The following is a 21,544-nucleotide window of genomic DNA, read 5'->3' on the forward strand; positions in this document are numbered from 1 at the left end:
TCAACGGAACATGAATTCGGGCGAGGCCAGCAGGAAGCTGTTCCATTCCTGCGGCGAGACCGCCTGCTCGAGCGCATGGCGCGTCGCCGGGCCGATCACCTTCTGGAAAGCGTCGTAATACAACGGCGTTGCGAGCTGCGGGAAGGCTGGATGGTCCTGCCCTTGCGGGCCTTCGCTCTTGAACAGGCCGGCGCTGCCGGAGCCGATGGACTTGGCGATCTCGAAGCGCGTCGTCATCTGCCCCGAGCTCTGCCAGTCGGCGGACGAGAGCGGGTAACCGTCCGGCGTCTGGCGGCCATACAGCGGTTCGCCCATGCGATATAGCCAGCCCGCCATCGGGTTGGCATTCAGGATGGGTTTGTCGTCGTAGGCCATGCGCACCGCTGAGACGACGTAGTGGACCGGATCCTTGAATGCGCGGCCAAGCGACTGCCTGAACTCGGCGGATGCGAACAAGACCGCCAGTGTCGCGGCAATGTCGCCGTCCGCCCGCAGGAACGTGTCGGCCATGCGCCGGGTGAGCGGTTGCGGCGGTTCGTTTCCGGTGAAATACACGGCAAGCTTGCGGCTGAGGTAGAGGGCCGTGGCCGGACTGCGGCATAGCCGGTCCAGGGCCTCGTCCACCTCGCCCAGGCCCCGGCCTTTCAGCGGCTGGCCGAGGAACACCTTGTCGCCATAGTCGTGCCGGTTGGGATTGAATTCGAACAAACCGCGGCGCACGTATTGGCCCTGCAAGCCAGCCCTGACATTCGGCGCCTGGTTGCCAAGGTTGACACCGAGGCCGGTGAGGATGCGGGCGAGCTCCTGCACGTCGTTCTGCGTGTACCCGCTGTTGACGCCGAGCGTATGCAGTTCCATCAGCTCGCGCGCGTAATTCTCGTTGAGGTGCCCGGCGGCGTTCTGCTCGTTGTCGAGGTAGCGCAGCATCGCCGGGTGGTACACGGTGGCCCGCAGCAGGTCGCGGAACTTGCCGAGCGCATGGGGACGGATCGCGTGCTCTTCGTAGTCGCCCACCATGGCGCGCAGGTTGTGCTTGCCCTGATGGATATTGAAATGGTTCATCCAGAACCAGGTCAGCTGCTCCTGCAGCTGGTTGGACGAATAGGCGTCGCGCAGCAACGAGCGCGCGGCGGCTTCCCGGGCCAGGCGGTTGAGCTCGTCCTGGTAGGCCTGCTGGGCGGCCTTCTTGTCGTCGTCGTTGGCGATCGCATCGACCTGTTTGCGCCGCTGCTCCAGCTCCATCACCAGCTGGTCCATCGGGCGCTGCGTGATGGTCATGCTCCGGATCTGGGCATCGATCGCCGCGGGTAGCCTGGCGTTGGCGGGATGCAGCTGTTGCTGCAGGTAGCGGTTGAAAGAGACGGCCTGCGCTTCCTTGTAGGTGGACGTGCTGGCTCCCCAGGTCACGCGGTTGAGGGCAGGCAGCAGCGAGGCGGCGGGAATGGCGAAATCCGGCGGCGTGCCGCCAGCGGGGCGGGAGGGCTGCGATGCACAGCCGGCGAGCGCGGCCAGTGCGATCGGCAGCGAGAGCCACGGCATTCGCTGGACGTGGAGTCCCGTTTTCATTCGTCGATGCAAGGTCTTCATGTACCGACCGAAGGCGGTGGAATCTTGTGAGAAATTCATTTCTGCCGGCATGGCGTTGGATCTCGTCGTTGAGTGTCGGTCGCGCAAACGGCCCGTCGGCCTGCCTTTGGAAAACGGCACAAGCTTCGTTAGGTTGACGATCCGGATTCCATGACGGGAGGCAATTCTAGCGGTCGGGTGAACGGTATCAGGCACGAAATCCCGCAAAAACTGCCTGCGGGCTCGTGCCTGATGTGCGTGGCAACTGCAACGTCGCCATGAATGCGGAGCAGGTAAAGCGCGTGACGAAGTAGGGAATTCACATCGTGGCGATGTCAAGACGCAAACCGTCGCCCGTCCAGCGATCCATACGGAACCGTCTGCGCGGGCTCGGCGTCGAGTGCCGCCAGCATGTCCTTGATGATCTTTACCGTCTCCGGACTCTGGAGCACCTCATAGTGGTTGCTTTCCACATCCACCAGATCGATGTCGCTTCGGTCACGCATCGAGTCCCGGGTCACCACTCCGTCGTTCGGCTTGGCCATGAAAGGCGATCCTCCATGAATGCTCACGACGTTCGTCCAGGGACGCTCGATCTTGAATTCCTTGCTTTGCAGAACCGGCGCGCTCAGCGGATGAATGTCCTTGAGGACCTGGGTGAAAGGCAGCACGAGCCTGGCGAGCACGGCAGCCTCGCTGCCGCCGTAGGGCGTGCTTACCGTGACTCCGCCGCGTGTTTTGTCGGCGAGCGCATTCGCCAGGTGCAGGGCGTGGATGCCGCCGAGGGAGTGGGCGATGAAGAAGATCTCATCGATTCCCTGCAGTTGCTGAAGCATCCTTTCGTGGTTGTTGTAAAACCCTTGCTCGCTGTCATATTCCAGGACGATTTCGTGCTGGCGGGACAGTTGGGAACGGATGAAGTTGAAGCAATTGGGCGTTGCCCGGTTGCCGTGAATATAGACGATATGCATGTTGAACTCTTCCTGATAAAGGCAGCTTCAGGAACAGCTCCGCCGGATTGCCGGCAGGAACTGAGTCCGTAAAGCGTTTGCCGTCGACAGGTCATCCTATGCTGCGTCGCAGCATAATGCCAATTGCCATTACCTATATTGGGTATTTCGGTGGTGAATAGCGTTGTTGCCTGCTTTGCCGCATAGAAAGTTCATGCACCGCTTTGCCCTTCAGGCAGCGCATCACCTTATAGGCATTGAGAGAAGGCATAGCTATGGGCTTGTCTCTCCAATGGTCGTTCCTGCCTGGAAAATGAAGCCGGCAACGAGCCGTACCAGAGCGTCTTCAATGGCCTGCCGTTCCGCGGGACCGGAGGCCTGCGTCAATGCGGCCCGCACCACGCCCGCGAACGCATGCGTCAGCACGAATGCTTCGGTGGGCGTGAGCTGGCGATGCTGGCCGCCATGCGTCGTCACGCCGATATCGGTCAGCAAACCGGCCACGATGCCATGCGCGAGGTCTGCCGGCAGCTGGCGCCCGGGCGTGAGCGCGCGCTCGAGCAATTGCTTCTGCACTCCGGTCCGGCCGCCGAAGGCACCGAACACGGCCCGTACGATCTGCCTTACGCGGCCGCCAGGCGTGTCGGGCGGCGGGCTGGTCAGTGCCGCCAGGATCTGCTGCATGACCCCGTTCAATTCGCGCCTGGCGAGCGCCGCCAGCAGCGACTGCTTGTCCGGAAAGTACTGGTAGAGAGAGCCGATGCTGACGCCGGCCAGCTCGGCGATGCGGTTCGTCGTCAGCGCATCGAGACCATCGCGGTCGATCAGGCGGGTGGCCGCCTCCAACATGAGCTCGACCTTGGCGCGCGCCCGGTCCTGCTGCGGCGCGCGGCGCTTAAGTGACTGATTTTTCTGCATTTCCGACGAAGTCTTTCCAGGTGTGAAAGGCGAGTACCAAAACATGAGCATTGCTCATATCATACCTTCCACCTGCACTTCCAAGGATGAATTCACAATGACTTCCCTGCACAAGTTCGAGCTGCTGGCGTCCATCGCCGTCGTACTGATTTCCATGATCGAGGCCGTGGTGCTGCAACGCCGCCGCCCTGATTTCGACTGGAACGAAGCGCGGCTGTCCATCCTCGACCTGATCGGCCGCCGCATCGTTGCGCTGCTGCCGTTCAGCCTTGCCGCGCCGGTCTTCGGGTTTGCATGGGAACACCGGATCTATACCGTGCCTCTCGATGGCGTCGCCGCCTTCGTGGCGCTCTTCATCGGCCAGGAATTCTGCTATTACTGGTATCACCGCGCCGCGCACCGCGTGCGCTTTTTCTGGGCCACGCATCGCGTGCACCACAGCCCGAACCAGCTTACGCTCTCGACTTCCTTCCGCCTCGGCTGGACCGGCAAGCTGACCGGGACCGGACTGTTCTTCGTGCCGCTTGCCTGGCTCGGCTTCAAGCCGACCGTCGTGCTGGCCGCCCTCACGCTGAACCTGCTTTACCAGTTCTGGCTGCACACGACATGGATTCCCAAGCTCGGCTGGTTTGAATACGTGTTCAACACGCCATCGGCGCACCGCGTTCACCATGCCTCCAACCTGCCTTATCTCGACAAGAACTATGGCGGCGTGCTCATCATCTTCGACCGCTTGTTCGGCACCTATGCCGAAGAGGAGGAAACGGAGCCCTGCGTCTATGGCCTCGTGAAGCCGGTCCGTACCAGGAACCTGTTGCGTCTCGAGTTTGATGAATGGCGTGCCATCGCCGCCGACATGCGCCGCTCGGGCAGCGTCATGCAAGCGCTGAAGATTCTTGCCATGCCGCCGGGCTGGTCGCCGGACGGACGCGGCGAAACGACGGAGGAATTGCGTGCGCTCGTATCGCAGCAGGTGTCAGGCTGAGCCGTGCCCGATGGGCTTCACGTACCGTCCGAACGCATCATTGCAGTCAAGTTTGTCTCCGGCATTCTGGACAGGAACGTGCAAGCTCCTTGGATAGAACTCATCGATCGTGAAAGCAGCCTCGGACTATTCGTGCGCGCCGTTCCAGAAGCCTTCATGGGCGTGCGCGGCCTCGTCTTCCAGCAGCGGGCCGATGACTTCGATGCGGCGCTGTCCTCGCGAGAACACTTCACGGCATGGCAGGGAAAAAGTTGGATTTTCCGGATGGCTTCCGGTGAGGCCAAGCAACGCATGCTCGGAAAGTGCATAGACCACGCGGCCGATTCCCGTCCAATACACCGCGCCGGCGCACATGCAGCAAGGCTCGGCGCTCGTGTAGAGGGTGCACCTGGCGAGTTGTTCCGGACCGAGCACGCGAGCGGCCTGTGCGACGGCAACCAGTTCCGCATGCTGCGTGGGATCGCCCTCCGGCGGCATCGAGTTGTTGACCGCGGCGGCAATCACGTTGCCGGACTCGTCGGCCACCAAAGCGGCGAACGGATGGCGTCCGCGGTCCCGGGACTCATGAGACATGGCGATCGACTTGCGCAGCAACGCGATGTCGCGTTCCGACAAGCCGGAGGTTTCGGCGTTAGAAGAAGTTTCCATGTCTGCTCTAGATTCAGCGTATCGACGTCCTGTGTGCGAGCGCCACGATATCACAATGCCAGCAACGGGGACGTTGCCGGTTAAAGCTTCGGGCGGACCGTCATTCGAGGCCTGGAGCAACAAGCATGATTTCCTCGGGCGCCGCCAACTCCTGCGTATCCAGGCGGTAGCTTCCGCCTTCGATGACGGCAAAGCGGTCTCCGTCTTGCAAGGCGATCAGGCCGTGGTGCCAGCAATCGCGATGCAGGCTGATGGCTTGTCCGGGAGCGCTCAGAAACGCCTCGATGCGTTCCCATTCCGGCGCCGGCCCGCCAGGCGCCACCACCACGATGAAGCGCTGCCCATTCAAGGGAACGAAGACCTGGCTTGCGCGCCGGTGCCGCTCCAGGTTCGCCAGGCGCAGCGGAAACCGGCGCGCCGAGGCGACGTAAAGATGAATCCTGGGGTCGCCGTCACCGGGGACGCCCCGGATGTCGAGGCTCGCGAGGTCGGCATGGCGCCGGGTAGTCCCGTCGTTGATCATTTCCGGCACGGCGTCTGCCGCGTCGATCACCACGCCGAACGGCGCAAAGGCCGCCTTGCTCAGATTTTGTACTGTCAATTCGCGCATCAGAAATTCAGTCCCAGCCATTGTTTGACCTGCTCGTGCAGGTCGCCTTCGAAGTCCTTCCGCTGGCCCGCGGCGGTAATGCGACCAAGGCTGAGCACGTGCACCCGGTCCGACATCTTGACCACGCGCCGGACATTATGGTCGATCAGCAGGATTCCCATTCCCGCCTTGGCGAATCGTTCTATCCAGGTGAATACGCCTTCGGCCATGATAGGCGAGAGTCCGATGCTGGGTTCGTCGATCAGGCATAGCGTCGGCCGCTGCAGCCAGGCCTTCGCGAACTCGACCTGCTTTTGCTGCCCGCCCGAGAGGTCGCCCGCCTGGGCCCGGCGCTTCTCGCGCACCGTCGGGAAGGTGTCGAGCACCTCTTCATAGCGCTGCCTGAGCGTGTTCCCATATTTCCTGGCACGGCCCTGCATCGGCAGCAGCAGGTTTTCCTCCACGGTAAGGTAGGGGAACAGGCTCGATTCCTGCGGGATGCAGCAGATGCCATGGTCGATCAGCTTGTGGGGCGCGATGCCGCTGATGTCCTGCTCGCCGAAGCGCACGCTGCCTTCCTTGGGCGCGAGGAAACCGCAGATGGTCTTGACCACGGTCGACTTGCCGGCGCCGTTCAAGCCGATCAGGCCGCTGATTTCACCGGCATGCACTTCGAGCGAAACATCGCGCAGGACGTCGATGTCCTGCGCATAGCCGGCGGTCACCTTGTCGAGAAAAAGCAGGCGCTCAGATATTTCAGGCATGGCTGGCGTTCCCCAGGTAGGCTTCGATGACGGGCGCGCTTTCCAGCACCGCGCGGGTCGGACCTTCGGCGATCACGCGCCCCAGGTTCATGCATACCGCGCGCTGGCAAAGGTCGACGACGATGGGCATGTCGTGGCTGACAAGGACGAAGGTCTGGCCGAGCGCATGCCGCCGGCGGATGAAGTCCGCCATGGTTTCGCGCATGACCGGATGGACCGCCGCAAACGGTTCGTCGAGCAGGGCGATGCGCGGCGGCTTGATGAAGCACATGCCGAATTCCAGCAGCTTGCGCTGGCCGCCGGACAGCGAGCCGGCATCGAGGTATTGCACATGGGTCAGGGTCAGCTCTTCCAGCAGCGCCGCCGCGCGGCTGGCGGCCTCCCGTTCCGACAGGTCCATCGCCATGCCGGCCACGAGCAGGTTGTCGAAGCAGGAGATGCGGGGGAATACCCGGGTCATCTGGAACATGCGGAGCAAGCCCCTGCGGGCCAGTTGCACCGTGCTCATGCGCGTTACGTTCTGGTCCGCGAACCAGATCTCGCCGGCATCCGGCGCAAGGAAGCCCGACAGCATGTTCAGCACCGTCGTCTTGCCCGAACCGTTGGGGCCGACCAGGCCGAGTATCTCGCCGGCTTGGACGGTGATGTCTACCTTGTCGACTGCGGCCACGCCGCCAAAGTGCTTGGACAGGCCGTTGGTCTTGAGCAGCGTCATGACATTTCTCCGGCGGATTTCGTGGCTGCGGCCGAGGCATCCCTGGCGTGCGCGCTCTTTCCTTGCCAATAGGTGACCATCCCCCAGAGGCCGGTGCGGAAGAAGCGGGCGAAGATGATCACCACGATGGCAAAGACGATCATCTGGATATTGCCGAAGTCACGCAGCCACTCCGAGGCGAGGTAGACCAGCAGCGCGCCGATGAGGGAGCCGGCCAGGGTGCCGATGCCGCCGATGACCACCATGGAAATCACCAGGCCGGTCTGCAGCAGCAAGCCCATCTCCGGGCTGACCAGCTGGCTGAAGGTGCCGTAAAGCGAACCGGCAAAGCCGCAGATCGCGCACGAGATCGCAAAGGCCAGCGTCTTGTAGCGCACGACGTCGATGCCGCGCGTCTCGGCGCCGATTTCATCGTCGCGGATCGCCAGCCAGAAACGGCCGGTTCGCCGGTTCATCAAGACATACACGCCGCATACCGCCAGCAGCAGGACCGCCAGGAAAAGGTAGTAGTACCCGAGCCGGCTTTCCATCAGGGTCGGCACGTTGAGTCCCTGGTCGCCGCGCGTGAATTCATGCGAGTTGCCGATCACGACACGCGCAATTTCCGCGAAGGACAAGGTCGTCAAGGCCAGATACGGTCCCTTCAGGCGTAAGGCGATCCTGCCCAGCGCCCAGCCGACGATCGCGGTGACGACGATCGCGGCGGGGATGCCGATGGCAAGCGGCACCTTCCAGTGGTAATTGAGCAGCGCCGTGACATAGGCGCCCAGCATGGCGAAGGCCGCAGGGGCCAGCGAGAACTGGCCGGTGAATCCCGCCAGCAGGTTCCAGCCCAGCGAGAGCAGGGCGAAATACATGCTCACGATCAGGATGCCCAGCGTATAGGAATTCGTCACCGCGAGCGGCAGCAGCGCCAGGACGAACAATACGGCGAGCGCCGCCCGGAAGTCGGTGCGCAGGCGGTTGGACCAGAGATTGCGGATGGTGCTCATACTTCGCGTCCCTTCTCGCCGAGGAGGCCTTGCGGCCGGAACAGGAGGACCAGGATCAGCACCAGCAGGCCGAAGGCATCGCGGTAGTCATAGGAAACATACACGGCGAAGAACGATTCCAGCACCCCGAGCAGGAGCGCCGCCGCCATGCTGCCCCAGATCGATCCCATGCCGCCAAGCACCACGATCACATACGATTTGAGCGCCGGGAAGGCGCCGACGTCGGGCGCGGGGTTGATGGCCGGGGCAAGCAGGCCGCCGGCGAGCGCGGCCAGCATGCCGGAGATGGCAAAGATCAGGCTGGTGGCGCGCGTGGCGTCGATGCCTGCCAGCGATGCGCCCAGCCTGTTCTGCGCGACCGCCTGGATCTGCCGGCCCCATAGCGAACGCTTGATGAACAAGGCCAGGCCCACCAGGATGACGAGCGACAGCCCGGCGGCGATGAGCTTCTGGCCGTTGAGCATCACCGGACCGATCACGAAGCGCGAGGTGTCGATCAATGTCGGGCCGCGGAAGGGATAGGGGCCGACGACCTTGTCGACCAGGTTGATGAGCAGCAGGGACAGGCCGAAGGTCACCACGACCGCATATTCGTCCTTCATGATGCTCCAGCTTCCGTAGCCGGCGTACAGGGGCCGCATCAGCAGCCGTTCCACCAGCCAGCCAAGCGCGGCGCCGCCGGCGGCGGCCAGCGGCAAGGCGATCCAGGGCGATACGCCGAGCTTCAGCGATATCAGGACATAAGCGTAGGCCCCGACCATGTAGAACTCGCCGTGCGCGAAGTTCACGATCTTCAGCACGCCGAAGATCATCGCCAGGCCCACCGCCATCAGCGCGTAGAAGAGGCCGATGATCAAGCCATTGATGAAAAGATCAGCCGCCAGCATCAGTTCCTCCACCAAGCAGAATCGAAAAAGCCCGCTGAACCAGTCCGCATGCTCCGGACGAAGCGAGAGCCCCACCCCGCGGCGGGATGGGGGACCATCGTCTATTTGGCCGGCTTGACCAGCTTGCTGACGTCGAGCTTTCCACCCGGAGGCTGGATCAGGACTGACTCGGCGATGGGCTGGTTTACCGCCGTGAGCTGATAGTTCACGTAGGGAATGTCGACCCACTGCTGGAACTTGTAGCCCGGTTCCTTCGAAAACTGGAAGGTGCCGCGCGCCCCGTTGAAGGTCATGCCTTGCATGGTCTTGATGATGGCTTCAGGTTCGGCGCTCTTACCCTGCTTGATCGCATCGACGATCAGCAGCAGGGAATCGGCCGCCTGGAAGATCAGCCGGTTGGGGTCGTTCTTGGTGCGCTTCTTGTATTCGGCGGCGATCTTCTGGCCCATGTCCGGCATCGCCATCTTGGGGTGATACAGGCCGAACGACACCATGTACTTGCCGGCGTCCTTCACGTTCTGCCAGAAGTCGGGATAGTCGGCGATGCCGGCGCCATCGTAGCTCCATGTCTTCGCGCTCGGCGCAACGCCTTGCTCGTAGAGCTGGTTCATCACGATGTAGGCCGCGGGCGGCAGCATGATGTTGATGACCATGTCCGGCGGATTGGCGCGCAAGGCGAGGATGGCCGGCGTGAAATCCTTGCCGGCGCGGTCCAGGGTTTCGTACTTGAAGTCGACGTTCGGCGCCTTGGCCTTGATGAGTTCGGCCATCAGCTTCGCCTGCCCGATGCCGTAGTCGGTATTTTCTGCGAACGCGACCACGCGCTTGACGCCCATCGCGGCGATGGTTTCCGCCATGGCGGTGGAAACGCGAGTGTTGTAGTTGGACGGGTTAAAGACTTCCGGATAGCCCTTCTTGCGGATGTCGTCCGACCAGCAGTTGGTGTTGACGTAGGGGACGTGCGAGCGGTGCGCCACTTCCATTTCCGCCAGGCAGACGGAGCTCTGGTGGCCGCCCGCGATGGCGACGACCTTGTCCTTGGAGATGAGCTTCTCGCTGGCGGCGCGGCCCTTTTCGGGGATGCCCTGGTTATCTTCGTAGACCAGCTTGATCTGGCGGCCCAGCACGCCGCCCTGGGCGTTGATCATGTCTTTGACGATCTCCACGCCGTCCTTGACCTGCGTGCCCTGCACGACCGAGCCGGGAGGCGACTGGGCGATGCTGATGCCGATGGCGATCGGGTCGGCAGCGACCGCGTTGCCGCCGGCGAGAAGGGCGAATGGGGATAAAGCAAGCAATGCGAACCGTTTCATTCCTGTCTCCTTTTTTTAAGCTGGAATTTCTGCCATCCGGCCAGATGCTGCCGGCCGCCATGGCAGAAGCGAAACCACGTCACAACCTTCCACTTCATCTTGGTACGCTGCCCTCCCGCGCATGCTGCATGGGGTTCGCCGGGGTGGCTAAAAAGTTTCCAAGCTAACACACAATGTTTGCGTCAGTCCTCCTTCTCGCTGCCGGGCTTGCTTTTCGTCATATCGTGAGCGCCATCAAATTCGCTCAGGTTTGCGAAAGCGCCACAGGCTGGCGCTGGCCCGATGCGGCAATCAGCGCCAGCATGGCGGCAATGATTGCGCATCCGGCGACCTGGATGATGCCGGCGTTCGCCCATCCGAAGTTCTCCTTCAGCAGGCCAAGCAGATAGCCCGCGAATGCCGCCGGGATGTAGAGGCTGGCTACGAACAGGCCCGACGCATGCGCCGCGTTTTCACGCTTGACCGACTTGATGATGCCCGCCGAAAGATTCGAGTACACCATGCCGCTGATGGCGCCGCCGAACACGAACGAGAAGACGATATGCAAGGTCAGCGACTTGCCGAGTCCGGCGAAAAGAATGCCTCCGGACAGGGCCGAGATGACCAGGGAAATGAACAGCAGCCGGCGGTAATCGTATTTGTCGCCGAGCCAGCCGCCAAACAGGGAGAGCAGGGCGCCGAAGCCGTAGAAACTGACCGCAAGGCCTGCTTCCTTGGGCGTGAAACCCAGGCCGTCGCGCAGGAAGGTGGGATACAGGCCAAGATAGCCGTAGATCGCCAGGCCGGCAAAGACCGTTGCGAGGGCAAGCGTCATCGGCGTCTTGTCCCAGATCGTGTCGGCCAGGCCTTGCTCGACCACGGCGCCGGTCTCTTGCTGGGACGCCTGGACTTCGGTGAACCATGGCTTCACGAACAACAGGATGAGGACCAGCGCGCCGGCGCCGGACAGGCCGAACACGATGAAGGGCATCTGCCATTGCGTCGCGCCAAGGATGGCCGCGCCCAGGTTGGGGCCAATGATCGCGCCGATGCCGAAGGTGAAGTTGAGCGAGCTTGCCGCGACCGCGCGGTGCTGCAGGAAGTAAGTCGTGCCGATCGCCAGCAGCGCGGTCAGCTGCATCGCTTCGCCAAGGCCGGAGACGAAGCGGTACAGCAGCAGGTCAGGCATGCCCTTGGCATAGGCGGTGAAATAGGTCGCCACCGAGAAGATCACCAGGCCCATGACTACCACCGCGCGACGTGACATCTTAGCCAGCATGTACCCCGTCGGGATGCCCGCGACCCCCATCCCAAGCGTGAATACCGTCGCCGCCAGCCCGACCTGCGGCAAGCTCAGCCCGAGCGCCTTGCGCACGTCCGGTGCGAGCACGGAAAACAGCTGCCGGTCCATGGCGTTGATCACGTACGACAGCAGCAGGATGATGAACATCCCAAGTGCGGCTTTGTGCTTGTTCATGTTTCGTCTCCATCCGAGTGGGTTGTGTGCCGGGTTTCCGGCTTGTCGTTATGTCCGCGCCGTCGCCGCGCTAGTCAGGCGTTTCGACGAGCGGGGTGTTGCTTCGTGCATGAAAGGCGTCACGCAGGGCGTCGCCCGACAGGCCGTTGGCGATGAGCAGCCGCAGTAGCAGGCAGGCCTTGCCTGCGGTCAGGTATCCACCTGGAATCGCGCCGCGGGCAATCAGGTCCATTTCGGAGCCCTTGAATCCATAGGTGCCCTGGAACACCGGGCCGGCCTGGACCCGGGTCGACAGCACGACCGGCATCACGGCGGCGAGCGCTTCCACCTTGTCGGCAACCCGCGCCGGAAGATGGCCGGCGCCCATCGCTTCGATGACCGCGCCGCGGTAGCCGAGGCCGGGAAGGGCGTCGAGCAGGCGGCCGTCGTCACCGAGCGGAATCGTCACCAGGGCGACGCCGGTAGCATCGGCGTCGGCTGGGCGTGCCAGCGCCTGCAGGCGGGGCAGGCGGGCATACCGGTGCACCCGTCCTTCGATGACGCGCCCGAAGGGACCGAACCCCGGCGAGGTGAAGGCAGAGGGCAGGGCGGTGTGCGACTTTTGCACGCGGCTTCCGGCATGGATTTCATCGTTGAGCACGGCTACCGCGCCGAGGCCGGCGGAGGCTGTGGAACTCGCGACCGTCACCGCCGCCAGCAGGTTGGCCGGGCCATCCGCGCCCGGGGCCGCGGGGCCGCGCATGGCGCCCGTCACCACGACCGGGTTGTCGGACTTCACCAGCATGTCGAGGATGAAAGCCGTGTCTTCGATGGTATCCGTGCCTTGCACCACGACCGCGCCCATGAAGTCCGTGGCCATGCGCCCGTCGACCAGGTCGGCGATCCGGACGAGGTCGCCAAGCGACAGGGAGGCGCCAGGCATCATCGAATACGAGACGACCTCCAGGTCCGCGCGCCGGGCAAGCTCGGGGACCGCGCGTACCAGGTCCTCACCGGTGAGCGTCGGGCTGATGCCGCCCGCCGGTCCGCCGCTGGTCATGGTGATGGTGCCGCCTGTTGAGACCAGCAATACTCGGCGCGGCGTCATGCCTGTCCGCTCCCGGCCTGCGCCTTGTAGATATCGAGGATTTCCTCGCCGGTACACATGGCCACGCCCGGATGCGACAGGATGTAGTCATACAAGGCTTCGAGGTACTTGATGCGATGCGGCACCCCGGTGAGATACGGATGTATCGAGATGGCCATGACCCTGGGGATCGTCGCGCCCTCCTTGTAAAGCTGGTCGAACTGGTCCTTGCCGCGCCGGAATATCTCGTCGGAAGGCTGCTGCTGGATCGCCGACATCACGACGTCATTGATCTCCACCGTATAAGGCACCGAGATCATCTCGCCGCTCCGGGTCTTGATCGGCACCGGCTGGTCATCCAGCACCCAGTCGGCCACATACTCGATGCCCGCTTCCGCCAGCAGGTCGATGGTCTCGGCGGTTTCAGTCAGGCCGGGGCTCTCCCAGCCGCGCGGCGTCTTGCCGGTGAACGCGCGGATGGCGTCGACCGTGCGGCGTATCGCCTGGGCCTGGTCTTCGACGCGGTGCATCGGCTTCTGCTCGAAGCCGTGACCCATGAATTCCCAGCCCGCCTCCAGCGCCGCCTTGCACGCCGCCGGGTATTCGGTGCAGGTGGAGCCATTGAGCGCCAGCGTGGCGCGCATGCCGCGCGCCTTCAGCACCTCGACGAAGCGCCAGAACCCCACGCGCATGCCGTACTCGTGCCAGCACCAGTTGGGGACGTCGGGAAGCAGGGGCTGCCCCATCGGAGGAGGGAGAACGGTGCGCGGCATGGGGTTCTGCGGCAGCCAGTTCTCGATGTTGACGATGGTCCAGACCGCGACGCGCGCATTATCCGGGAGGACGAAAGGGCGGCGCTGCGAGATCGGCTCGTACCTGACGCGTTCGCGCGCGGTAGGACCGCCGGGCGCTTGCCCTGGTGTTTGCTCGGTCATCGGCATTCTCCTTGAATGGTGTCTTCGTTGCCTGTCGTGGACGCCCGCATGCGCAAGCTGCCGTCCACTATTTGGAAGGCCACATATTGAAAATCTTCAACACAGCGTGCAAACATCGTTCTTGCTTTCAAACCATGGTATTTTTGCGCTTGCTGCAGTGTCAATCGCTTACGGATTATTTCCACTATTTGGACGTTCGGATGGGTTCAACTCACGTACCTGGGGCACAAACCATCACCCGCGCCGTGCGCGCCTTGAAACTGATTGCCCAGCACGCACCCGGTGGCATGCGTCTCACGGACCTGGCGACCGAACTTGAACTGGAACGGCCCACCGCGCACCGGTTGCTGCAGGCGCTCATGAGCGAAGGCATGCTTGTCCGCGATGGCGCGTCGCGCCGTTACACCCTCGGCCCGCTCGTCTTTGAGCTCGGGCTGGCGTCAGCCCACCAGTTCAACCTGGGAGAGCTCTGCAGGCCCGTGCTGGAAGAGCTCGCCAGGCAGACACAAGATACGAGCTTCCTCTTCGTGAAGAGCGGCAACGATGCGGTTTGCCTGAGCAGGGTGCAGGGCACCTACCCCATCCAGACGCCAGCCGTCCCGGTCGGCAGCCGCCAGCCGCTTGGGGTAAGCGCGGGCGGATTGGCCCTGCTGAGTTGCTTGACAGACATGGAGGTAAGCCGCACGCTGGCGTCGATCGCTCCCCGGTTGAGCGTATATGGCGACCTCGACGTGGAAGAACTGCGCGCCCATTGCATGCGCGCCCGGGAACAAGGATTCGCATTCATCTCCAACAAGGCAGTGCCCGGCGTGAGCGCGGTCGGGCTGCCCATCCTGAGTTCGACCGGCAGCGCGATCGCGGCGATCACCGTCGCTGCAACCCAGGCGCGCATGACAGAGAAACGGGTCGCCGACATCCTGCCGTTGCTGCGTAGCGCCGCGGATCATATCGCGAGCCTGCTGCGGCAATGAATGGGAAAGATGCACGGCTTGGCATTCCGCCCTGGCAGCGCCTGGTGTGGGCACCGGGCGCTGCCAGAGGCCGATCCGAAGTCCACGCCCTGCCTCTTCGACCAGAAGAGGCAGGGCAATTTGCGGATTACGGATTCAGGCGCGTGATGCGGGTCGCCCAGTTACCCAGGGAGGTACGGGTGCCGCCGCAGCTTCCGAATGGGGCTGCCATGAATTGCGGTTCGGTGCAGGTCTGCGCAATGTATTCGTTGGCGATCCAGATCGACGTGCCATCGCTGGCGGCTGCGCCGTAGTCGCCCCAGCGCGGCCTGTCGCTGTATGGCAGGTAGCCGGAGAAGCCGTCCGCAGGACCGACGCCGGCCTTGGCGATGTGCACGTCGCCTGCTCCCGTCAAGGCGTCGAGCGCGGCATAGGCGGCCGTCGGGAAGTGGTCATTGCCGACCAGGGTAAAGCCGATGACGCCGCGTCCCGACTCGGTGACAGCGATTGCCGGGTAGGTGACGTTGTTGCCGGCCATTGCGATCACTCCCTGCTTCGTCACCTTGGCGGAATTCGGATTCACCACGTAATAGGCAATTCCCGCCCGGGCTTCCGTATCTCCGGCTATCTGTACCGCCGTTCCCAAGGCGCCCCAAAGCTTGCCGTTGGCGTAGAAAACCTGCTGCATGCGCGAGTCGCTGCTGTCGAGATCATAGATGGGATTGCTGGTGCGAGGCACGCCCAGCAGGGCGTTGCAGCCGTCGTTGTAAGCATTGGCGATGCAGTCGCGCAACGGCGTGCTTCCTGCCTTCTGTTTCGCGGAAGGCGGCACGCCATAGGTGGCCACCGGCATGCCCGTGGCGGTCAGTTGCAGGGCGGGCGTGGCGGAGTCGATGCTCTGGGTATTGGTCAGCTTCCAGAGCACGATCTGGTTGGAGTTGCCGCTGTTTTCGAAGACCGCGAGCGAGCTCAGCATGAATTCCGTGCCGTTATTGTCGAGGTCATGCGTCAGGCTTTGCGCAGGCCATACGGTGAACCCCGGATAAGGCACGGAAGGATCGAAGGTATTGAACAAGGCCACCGGGATGCCGCTTGCCCTGTTGGCCAGCGCCCGCTTCGACAGCGCATAGATCTGGGCGCCGTAAAAGCCATCTCCGAAGAGAGAGAATTCATTGGTGGTGAGATAGATGGCATTCGCATCGACGCCGATGTGAGGATAATCGCCGAGGCAGGGGCCGCCGTCGCATTGATGATTGGGCGTGCCGTCGGTGCCATCGTTTTGCACGGGCAAGCGATAGATGATCCAGGGATCGAGCGGGCTCGCGGTGGTGCTGACCGCGATGTCGAGGTGATTCTTGCCCGACAGAGCGGACGACGTGCCCACGCGGTCCAGCGTCAGCACGACATGAAACCAGCGCTGCGTGTCCTTGTCGAAAAGGCAGACCGGGTCTGTGATGGATGGACCGTATTTCGTCGGGGAGACGCCGCGGTTGATGGCTGGAATATAGCCATGGAATGAATTGAGATCGACGACGCCGGTAAGCGGATTGCCGTTTGCATCGAAGACCTGCAGCACATCGTTGACCGATTCCAGCACATAGCCATTGCCGGCGCAGAGTCCCTGGTCGGGAGGTTCGACGGTGAACTGATTGCCGTTGTTTGCGAGCCGCTGCTGGCGCAGGTTGAGACCGTCGAAGCTTGACACGACTTCGGGATTCGACTTGGCCCTGCCAGAAGAATTCGTGGAACTGCCCGTGCCGACATGCTTGGCGATCGAACGATTGATGACGCGTCCGCCCACGATCGGTTTGCCGCCGCTTCCGCGCAGGTCGGTGCCGTCCACATCGACGGTGCTGTCGAGTTCCGTTGCCTGTACGCCGGTGTCCGCGCCGTTGGCGGACAGAGGCATGCTGCTGACGATACCGGGACTAAGTCGAATGATCGTCGCGGAGGCGGCCTGCGCCATCTGAGGCGCGAGAAGTAACAGGCTGATGCTCCCAAAGACAGACAGTAACCTGCGAATGCGAATTTTCTGCATGTTTCGTCTCCATGTTGTGAGAGCGACGCTTGTCGGGATGTCGCCTATCCGAGCAGGCCCAAACATCTCCATGCGAATGAGATGTTAATCAAATAACAATGGCCGAAGTGTGTTGAGCTGTTGAGTAAAGTCATCCCTGATACGCAATGTTTTCGCGGCAATGTCGCGAGCGCAACGAATGGGCTGACAATGATGCAGCGAAGAACTGATTGGTCGGGTTGAGCGAGGTTGGCGAGGCGACAATCAGTCCCGCGCAGGCGGTGGGGAATCAGTCGGCGCCGGCGGCTGCGCGGCATCGATCCGCACGAGAATGATCTTGATTGCCGCGATGACCGGCACCGACAGGAAAACCCCGGCGATGCCGCCGAGCTCCTCTCCGGCCACCAGGCCAAGAATCACCATGAGGGAGGAAATCTCGACGCCTTTGCCCATGAGGTAAGGCGCCAGTGCGTAATCTTGCATCAGCCGGTAACCGATGATGAAGGCAAGCACCCAAAGCGTGTGCGGGAAGCCGCTGAAGAGGCAGGTGACGATGATGGCGGCGGCGGCAGTCAACGGCCCCACCACGGGGATGACTTCCAGCAGCGCCGCCGCGCCGGCGAGAAGGGCGGCATAGGGCACGCCGAAGGCAGCCAGCGCCAGCCCATAGACGAGCAATGTGGCAAGCGCCAGCAGGATCAACGCCCGCACGTAGCTCGATAGCAGCACGTTCAGGTCGCCAGAGATGGCCACCCACAGCTTGCTGCTCGAGCGGCTAAGGCCGGCCTGTATCCGCTCGGCGATGCGCGGTCCCTCCTTGATGAGCAGAAAGCTGAGTATCGGGACGAGTACCAGGTAAATCAGGTTGCCGGCCGTGTGCATGACGACCGTGCCGAACTGCTGGGCGAATGGCAACGCCTGCCCCGTGCCTGCGCGCAACTGCTCGCTGATGAAGGCAGCCAGGCGGTCACGCTGCGTATCGAGGAAATCGGGCAAGGGTATACGCCGCGACAGATTGTGCGGGTCGAGCAGGGTAGGCAATTGCGTCGCGAGCCGGCTTGCCTCGTCCACGATCTGGTTGCCGACCACGGCGCCGGCCACGGTAATGACCCCGAATACCAGGAAGAACGAAAGGGCCAGCGTGGCGGTCCGTGGAAAGCGCCGCGGCGTATGGCGGTCGACCAGGCGAACCAGCGGAAACAGCAGGTAGGCGAAGAACACGGAAAATACGATCAGCAGGATGGTGGTGCGGATCGCATAGACGAGATACAGCCCGAGGCCAACCAGGAAGACCGTCCAGGCGATTTTTGCGGCGCGGGGGTCGATGCCAAACATGGGATTCTCGCTGAATGCCTTCGGTGTCCAAGGAGTAAAAGCTGCTTCTGCCAACATCGGGGGTTCGGCACACCGGCACGGCGTAAAGACGGCCGGTGGGCGTACTGCGCCCACCGGCCTCCCTGCTTGCGACCTGGTGCCCGCTTATCGTCTCAATGCGATGAAGCCTGCGATGATCGATTGACCGTTGCTGGCATTCAATGTGAAGGTGCCGCCGGCTTCCGCCGGTCCCGCCCCCGCCACGGGCCCGAAGAAGCGGCCGCCCATCCCGCCGTTCATCTGGCCGCTGGCTGCCGTGCCTGTCATGTAGTTGGCGACATTGCTGGCGGTGGCGCCAAATCCGGCGGTCATCGTCAGCGCGACCGGCAACGAGGCGGTAGAACTGTCGTCGGGAACCGGGTTGCTCACAGCGATCGTTGCCTGGCGCGTACCAAAGTCGACGGTCACCGTCGCGTCAGCCCGGAAGGGAGTCGGGTCCGCGCTGCCATTGGGCGTGTACCAGCCGCGCACGACACCGACGTAATTGGCCGTGCCGGTTGCGGGCACGCTTGCAGGCGGCGTCACGTCGCCATAGCTGACCAGGCCGCGCCGGTTCTGGTTGTGCTCGTTCGTGGTGTTCCACTCGACGATATTGACGCCATCCTGGGTCACCCAGCGGGTGAGGTTCGCGTAGCGATAACCAAAGTTGTCCAGGCTGCGGTATCCCTTCGCACCGGGGAAAGGCACGCCAGGCCCGGTCGCGCCGGTAAGGTAAGCCGGCGTGCCGTTCGCCGCCGGCTGGTCGTTTCCGGCATGGATGTCGCCATCCTCATGCAACCGGTCGGCGCGCAGCACGTCCGGCTCGGTACCTCCCGCGCGCCAGTCGCCGGAAGCGATCTGGGGCGCGCTGGCTTCCGTCGTCGCGCAGGACGCTGCCGGCACGTCGCTCGGGCAGCGCGATGGCGCGGTGCGCGGGAAGTAATGGTTGTTGGCGTAGTTGGCCTGGGTTGCGGCAGCTCCCTTGGTGGCATAGTCATAGAAGCCGAGATCCGTGCTGGCCGGCAGGGCGCCGACCACGACCGCGCCATTGGCGCCCAAGGTCACTCTTCCCTGGGTGGCCAGGAAGTTTTCGATGATAGGCGGACGTTCAGTCTTGCCATCCCAGCTGATGCCGAGGTTGCTCAGCAGGAGCGTCGTGCCGCTGGGCAGCGCGTTGGCATCCTTGGCCACGCGCATTTCCACGATGCCGCCGCTCGCCGGCGCATAGCCGGTCGCGCTTGCCACATTCGGGTTCGGCGTGGCGAGATCGCTGGTCGATTTGCCATAGGCATAGACGCCGGAGCTCGTCAGGGTGACGCCGTTTTCCGTACGAAGCGGCGCGCTGCCGCTGCATTGATAGCTGCCGCCATCTGGACATGACATCGTGACGACGGCCGAGGCCGGCAGCGCGGCGGGCAGGGCGGCTTGCGCCGGTGTCGTCGTGCCTGTGCCGGTACCTGTACCGGTGCCGGTGGTTGTGCCGGTACCTGTGCCAGTGCTGGTGCCAGCGCCGGTCCCGGTGCTGGAGGTGCCGGTACCGGGATCATTCGTGGCGATGGTGGTTCCGCCGCCACCGCCTCCACCGCCGCCGCACGCGGTGAAAGCGAAAGAAACGGCAATGGACATCAACGTGAGTTGCAGGTGCCTGACCATGGGCATTCTCCTTGGAATCGATAGCTCAGACCGGGTGTTCCATCAGGAACAGCACAGTTCGTGACAATGTAGCTTTCCATGCCGACATTGCCTTTGTGATGGATCGCATTCCCTTAGGCGGCTCATTGACACGGGTCTTGGATTTTTCAAGCTATATACCGATCCGTCGTTCCTCCATGCAACGGCTAAAGCGTCTGATACGTCTTGCAAATCCAGTGCCCGCCCAAAGTCCCGACATCGGCTGCAGGCAACGATTACCCACCGGAAATCAAGTGGAGTCAACAAGTCCGGATTCGTGGTGCGAGCGCAGCTGACGACCCGGCAGCATTCACATGCGGTCAAGGTAGTCGAAAGACATGCGTGGATAACGCAGCCGCTGCCGGCCGGTTCAACAGATGAAATTCCCATCTGGGCGGGAATGCCGGCAGGCAGGTGCGGACAATGGTGGGCGCGTCTTGGGTTGTCGAATTCGTCGCAGCATCGCGTCCAATCAGGCCGCCACGATCAACTTGCCATTCATCTCTTCATGCCCGCTGCCGCAGAAGTTGTCGCACAAGAAATCATAGGTGCCGGCCTTCTCAAACATCAGCGGTATCCTGGTAATCCGGCCTGGCGCCAGGTCAATGCGCATCTTCAGATCGGGGATATTGAAGCCATGCATGAAGTCGACAGCCATGACTTCCAGGACCACCGATTCACCCTTGCGCAGATGAATTGGATTGGGAGAGAACTGGAATTTTCTGGCGGTGACCTGAATGATGCGCGGATTGCTGGACGGCGCATCCTGCGCAACGCTCAGCCGGCCGAGCAGCGATTGCCCGGCGCCTGCAAGCGCGGCGACGCATAGATAACGTCTGGAGCGGTTCATGTCACACCTTCACGACAGGGAACTCGGCAATTTCGTATGCCGCGGATATGGGTTTCGCCTCCACTTCGCGAAAGCCAAGACCCTTGAATGGCTTGGTGGCATCCCATGCAAGAGGCGTGCGCTTGTCCTGCGATCCTGGCGAAGGTAGCGGAAATACGAGCGACTTCGCGGCATGATGTGCGATATGGCCGGTCATCCGATGATGTTCCTGATGAATGTGCCCATAGAACACCGTCACGTTCGCGAAAGGCATCAGCAGTTCGACGGCCTTGTCGCCGTCGCGCGTGGCCCAGTCCCACTTCGGCACGAGATCGAATAGCGGCCTGTGCGTGAAGACCACGATCGGCGCCTGCCTGTCGCGAGACGAAAGGTCCTGGCGCAGCCAATCAAGCTGGCTATCGCCGATCCTTGCCCCAGGGTCGGAGACATTGTCGAGCACGATGAAATGCACTCCCTTGTGATCGAATGTGTAATGGGTCGGTCCGAAGAATTCTTTGAATGCGGCACCGAAGTCAAGCGATGCATCGTGCTCTCCCGGCATGAAGTGCATCGTCCTGATGTTCAGCTTGCTGACAATGTCTTTGAATTCCGCCAGGCGCCGGCGTCGCTCTTTTGGGTCGTCCGTCGTATGCGTTAGGTCGCCGGTGAATACGACGAAGTCGGGTGGCGTCGACAGCATGTTTACCGCTTCAACCGCCATGGGCAGCGTATGCGCGGCTTCTGGATTTGCGTCCCCGGCGTATCCCCAATGGCTGTCGGACAGTTGAACGAAATAAAAGTCGTCCTCGCCTGTCATGGGCGTGCCGGGTACGCCTGCCAGGCTTGGCCGATAGAAGGCGCTTAGGAAAGCTGCGCCGCCGCCGACGGCGGCCAGCCTTAGGAATTCCCTGCGATCGATCATCATGTTCTCCTTCAATGG

20 protein-coding genes are annotated in these 21,544 nt (G+C 62.8%); 2 read left to right on the top strand and 18 right to left on the bottom strand.

The window, feature by feature from the left end; all coding sequences use genetic code 11:
- The 3 genes from G3574_RS27635 to G3574_RS27645 form a co-directional block, all read right to left on the bottom strand.
- Complete coding sequence (locus G3574_RS27635; RefSeq protein WP_163968780.1) at nt 1-1,566, bottom strand: DUF1800 domain-containing protein; 1,566 nt, start codon at nt 1,564-1,566, stop codon at nt 1-3.
- Between the two features lie 335 nt (nt 1,567-1,901).
- Nucleotides 1,902-2,537: a lipase family protein gene (locus tag G3574_RS27640; RefSeq protein ID WP_163968781.1), complete on the bottom strand. Its 636-nt coding sequence runs from the start codon at nt 2,535-2,537 to the stop codon at nt 1,902-1,904.
- Between the two features lie 252 nt (nt 2,538-2,789).
- On the bottom strand, nt 2,790-3,434 hold the full coding sequence (locus G3574_RS27645) for a TetR/AcrR family transcriptional regulator (protein WP_163968782.1): 645 nt from the start codon (nt 3,432-3,434) through the stop codon (nt 2,790-2,792).
- A 97-nt stretch (nt 3,435-3,531) separates the two neighbouring features.
- On the opposite strand from G3574_RS27645, the gene G3574_RS27650 reads away from it, so the two are divergent.
- Nucleotides 3,532-4,419: a sterol desaturase family protein gene (locus G3574_RS27650; protein WP_163968783.1), complete on the top strand. Its 888-nt coding sequence runs from the start codon at nt 3,532-3,534 to the stop codon at nt 4,417-4,419.
- Between the two features lie 126 nt (nt 4,420-4,545).
- Here G3574_RS27650 and G3574_RS27655 read toward each other — a convergent pair whose 3' ends face one another.
- The 10 genes from G3574_RS27655 to G3574_RS27700 form a co-directional block, all read right to left on the bottom strand.
- Complete coding sequence (locus tag G3574_RS27655) at nt 4,546-5,067, bottom strand: nucleoside deaminase (protein WP_163968784.1); 522 nt, start codon at nt 5,065-5,067, stop codon at nt 4,546-4,548.
- Nucleotides 5,068-5,167: 100 nt separating this feature from the next.
- Nucleotides 5,168-5,677, bottom strand: a complete 510-nt coding sequence (locus G3574_RS27660) for an ureidoglycolate lyase (RefSeq protein ID WP_163968785.1) — start codon at nt 5,675-5,677, stop codon at nt 5,168-5,170.
- The gene (locus G3574_RS27665; protein ID WP_235953656.1) at nt 5,677-6,420 is read right to left on the bottom strand and encodes an ABC transporter ATP-binding protein; all 744 of its coding nucleotides are present in this window, start codon (nt 6,418-6,420) and stop codon (nt 5,677-5,679) included. Before G3574_RS27665 ends, G3574_RS27660 begins: the two co-directional genes overlap by 1 nt.
- On the bottom strand, nt 6,413-7,135 hold the full coding sequence (locus G3574_RS27670) for an ABC transporter ATP-binding protein (protein ID WP_163968786.1): 723 nt from the start codon (nt 7,133-7,135) through the stop codon (nt 6,413-6,415). The genes G3574_RS27665 and G3574_RS27670 overlap by 8 nt, the downstream gene beginning before the upstream one ends.
- Nucleotides 7,132-8,127, bottom strand: a complete 996-nt coding sequence (locus G3574_RS27675; RefSeq protein ID WP_163968787.1) for a branched-chain amino acid ABC transporter permease — start codon at nt 8,125-8,127, stop codon at nt 7,132-7,134. Before G3574_RS27675 ends, G3574_RS27670 begins: the two co-directional genes overlap by 4 nt.
- Nucleotides 8,124-9,014 carry a branched-chain amino acid ABC transporter permease gene (locus G3574_RS27680; protein ID WP_163968788.1) on the bottom strand — a complete coding sequence of 297 codons (891 nt, stop codon included), beginning with the start codon at nt 9,012-9,014 and terminating at the stop codon, nt 8,124-8,126. Before G3574_RS27680 ends, G3574_RS27675 begins: the two co-directional genes overlap by 4 nt.
- A gap of 101 nt (nt 9,015-9,115) precedes the next feature.
- The gene (locus G3574_RS27685) at nt 9,116-10,327 is read right to left on the bottom strand and encodes an ABC transporter substrate-binding protein (protein WP_163968789.1); all 1,212 of its coding nucleotides are present in this window, start codon (nt 10,325-10,327) and stop codon (nt 9,116-9,118) included.
- A 244-nt stretch (nt 10,328-10,571) separates the two neighbouring features.
- Nucleotides 10,572-11,783, bottom strand: coding sequence for an MFS transporter (locus G3574_RS27690; RefSeq protein ID WP_163968790.1), 1,212 nt, complete (start codon nt 11,781-11,783; stop codon nt 10,572-10,574).
- A gap of 70 nt (nt 11,784-11,853) precedes the next feature.
- Entirely contained in the window at nt 11,854-12,870 is a 1,017-nt protein-coding gene (locus G3574_RS27695) for an asparaginase (RefSeq protein ID WP_163968791.1), read from the bottom strand.
- Nucleotides 12,867-13,784: a polysaccharide deacetylase family protein gene (locus G3574_RS27700; RefSeq protein ID WP_163968792.1), complete on the bottom strand. Its 918-nt coding sequence runs from the start codon at nt 13,782-13,784 to the stop codon at nt 12,867-12,869. The genes G3574_RS27695 and G3574_RS27700 overlap by 4 nt, the downstream gene beginning before the upstream one ends.
- A 200-nt stretch (nt 13,785-13,984) precedes the next feature.
- Between G3574_RS27700 and G3574_RS27705 the strand changes: the two genes are divergently transcribed.
- The gene (locus G3574_RS27705; RefSeq protein ID WP_163968793.1) at nt 13,985-14,755 is read left to right on the top strand and encodes an IclR family transcriptional regulator; all 771 of its coding nucleotides are present in this window, start codon (nt 13,985-13,987) and stop codon (nt 14,753-14,755) included.
- A gap of 127 nt (nt 14,756-14,882) precedes the next feature.
- Here G3574_RS27705 and G3574_RS27710 read toward each other — a convergent pair whose 3' ends face one another.
- The 5 genes from G3574_RS27710 to G3574_RS27730 all read right to left on the bottom strand — a co-directional run bounded on the left by G3574_RS27710 (nt 14,883) and on the right by G3574_RS27730 (nt 21,529).
- On the bottom strand, nt 14,883-16,643 hold the full coding sequence (locus G3574_RS27710; protein ID WP_163968794.1) for a hypothetical protein: 1,761 nt from the start codon (nt 16,641-16,643) through the stop codon (nt 14,883-14,885).
- Between the two features lie 372 nt (nt 16,644-17,015).
- Nucleotides 17,016-18,086, bottom strand: coding sequence for an AI-2E family transporter (locus G3574_RS27715; protein WP_163968795.1), 1,071 nt, complete (start codon nt 18,084-18,086; stop codon nt 17,016-17,018).
- 144 nt (nt 18,087-18,230) lie between these two features.
- The gene (locus G3574_RS27720; RefSeq protein WP_163968597.1) at nt 18,231-19,757 is read right to left on the bottom strand and encodes a HupA family protein; all 1,527 of its coding nucleotides are present in this window, start codon (nt 19,755-19,757) and stop codon (nt 18,231-18,233) included.
- Between the two features lie 490 nt (nt 19,758-20,247).
- A complete protein-coding gene (locus G3574_RS27725; protein ID WP_163968796.1) occupies nt 20,248-20,625 on the bottom strand; it encodes a cupredoxin domain-containing protein in 378 nt (125 codons plus the stop codon).
- Between the two features lies 1 nt (nt 20,626).
- Nucleotides 20,627-21,529 carry a metallophosphoesterase family protein gene (locus tag G3574_RS27730; RefSeq protein WP_163968797.1) on the bottom strand — a complete coding sequence of 301 codons (903 nt, stop codon included), beginning with the start codon at nt 21,527-21,529 and terminating at the stop codon, nt 20,627-20,629.
- Between the last annotated feature and the right edge of the window lie 15 nt (nt 21,530-21,544).

The sequence above is a fragment of the Noviherbaspirillum galbum genome (genome assembly GCF_010974945.1).
GTDB lineage: Bacteria > Pseudomonadota > Gammaproteobacteria > Burkholderiales > Burkholderiaceae_D > Noviherbaspirillum > Noviherbaspirillum galbum.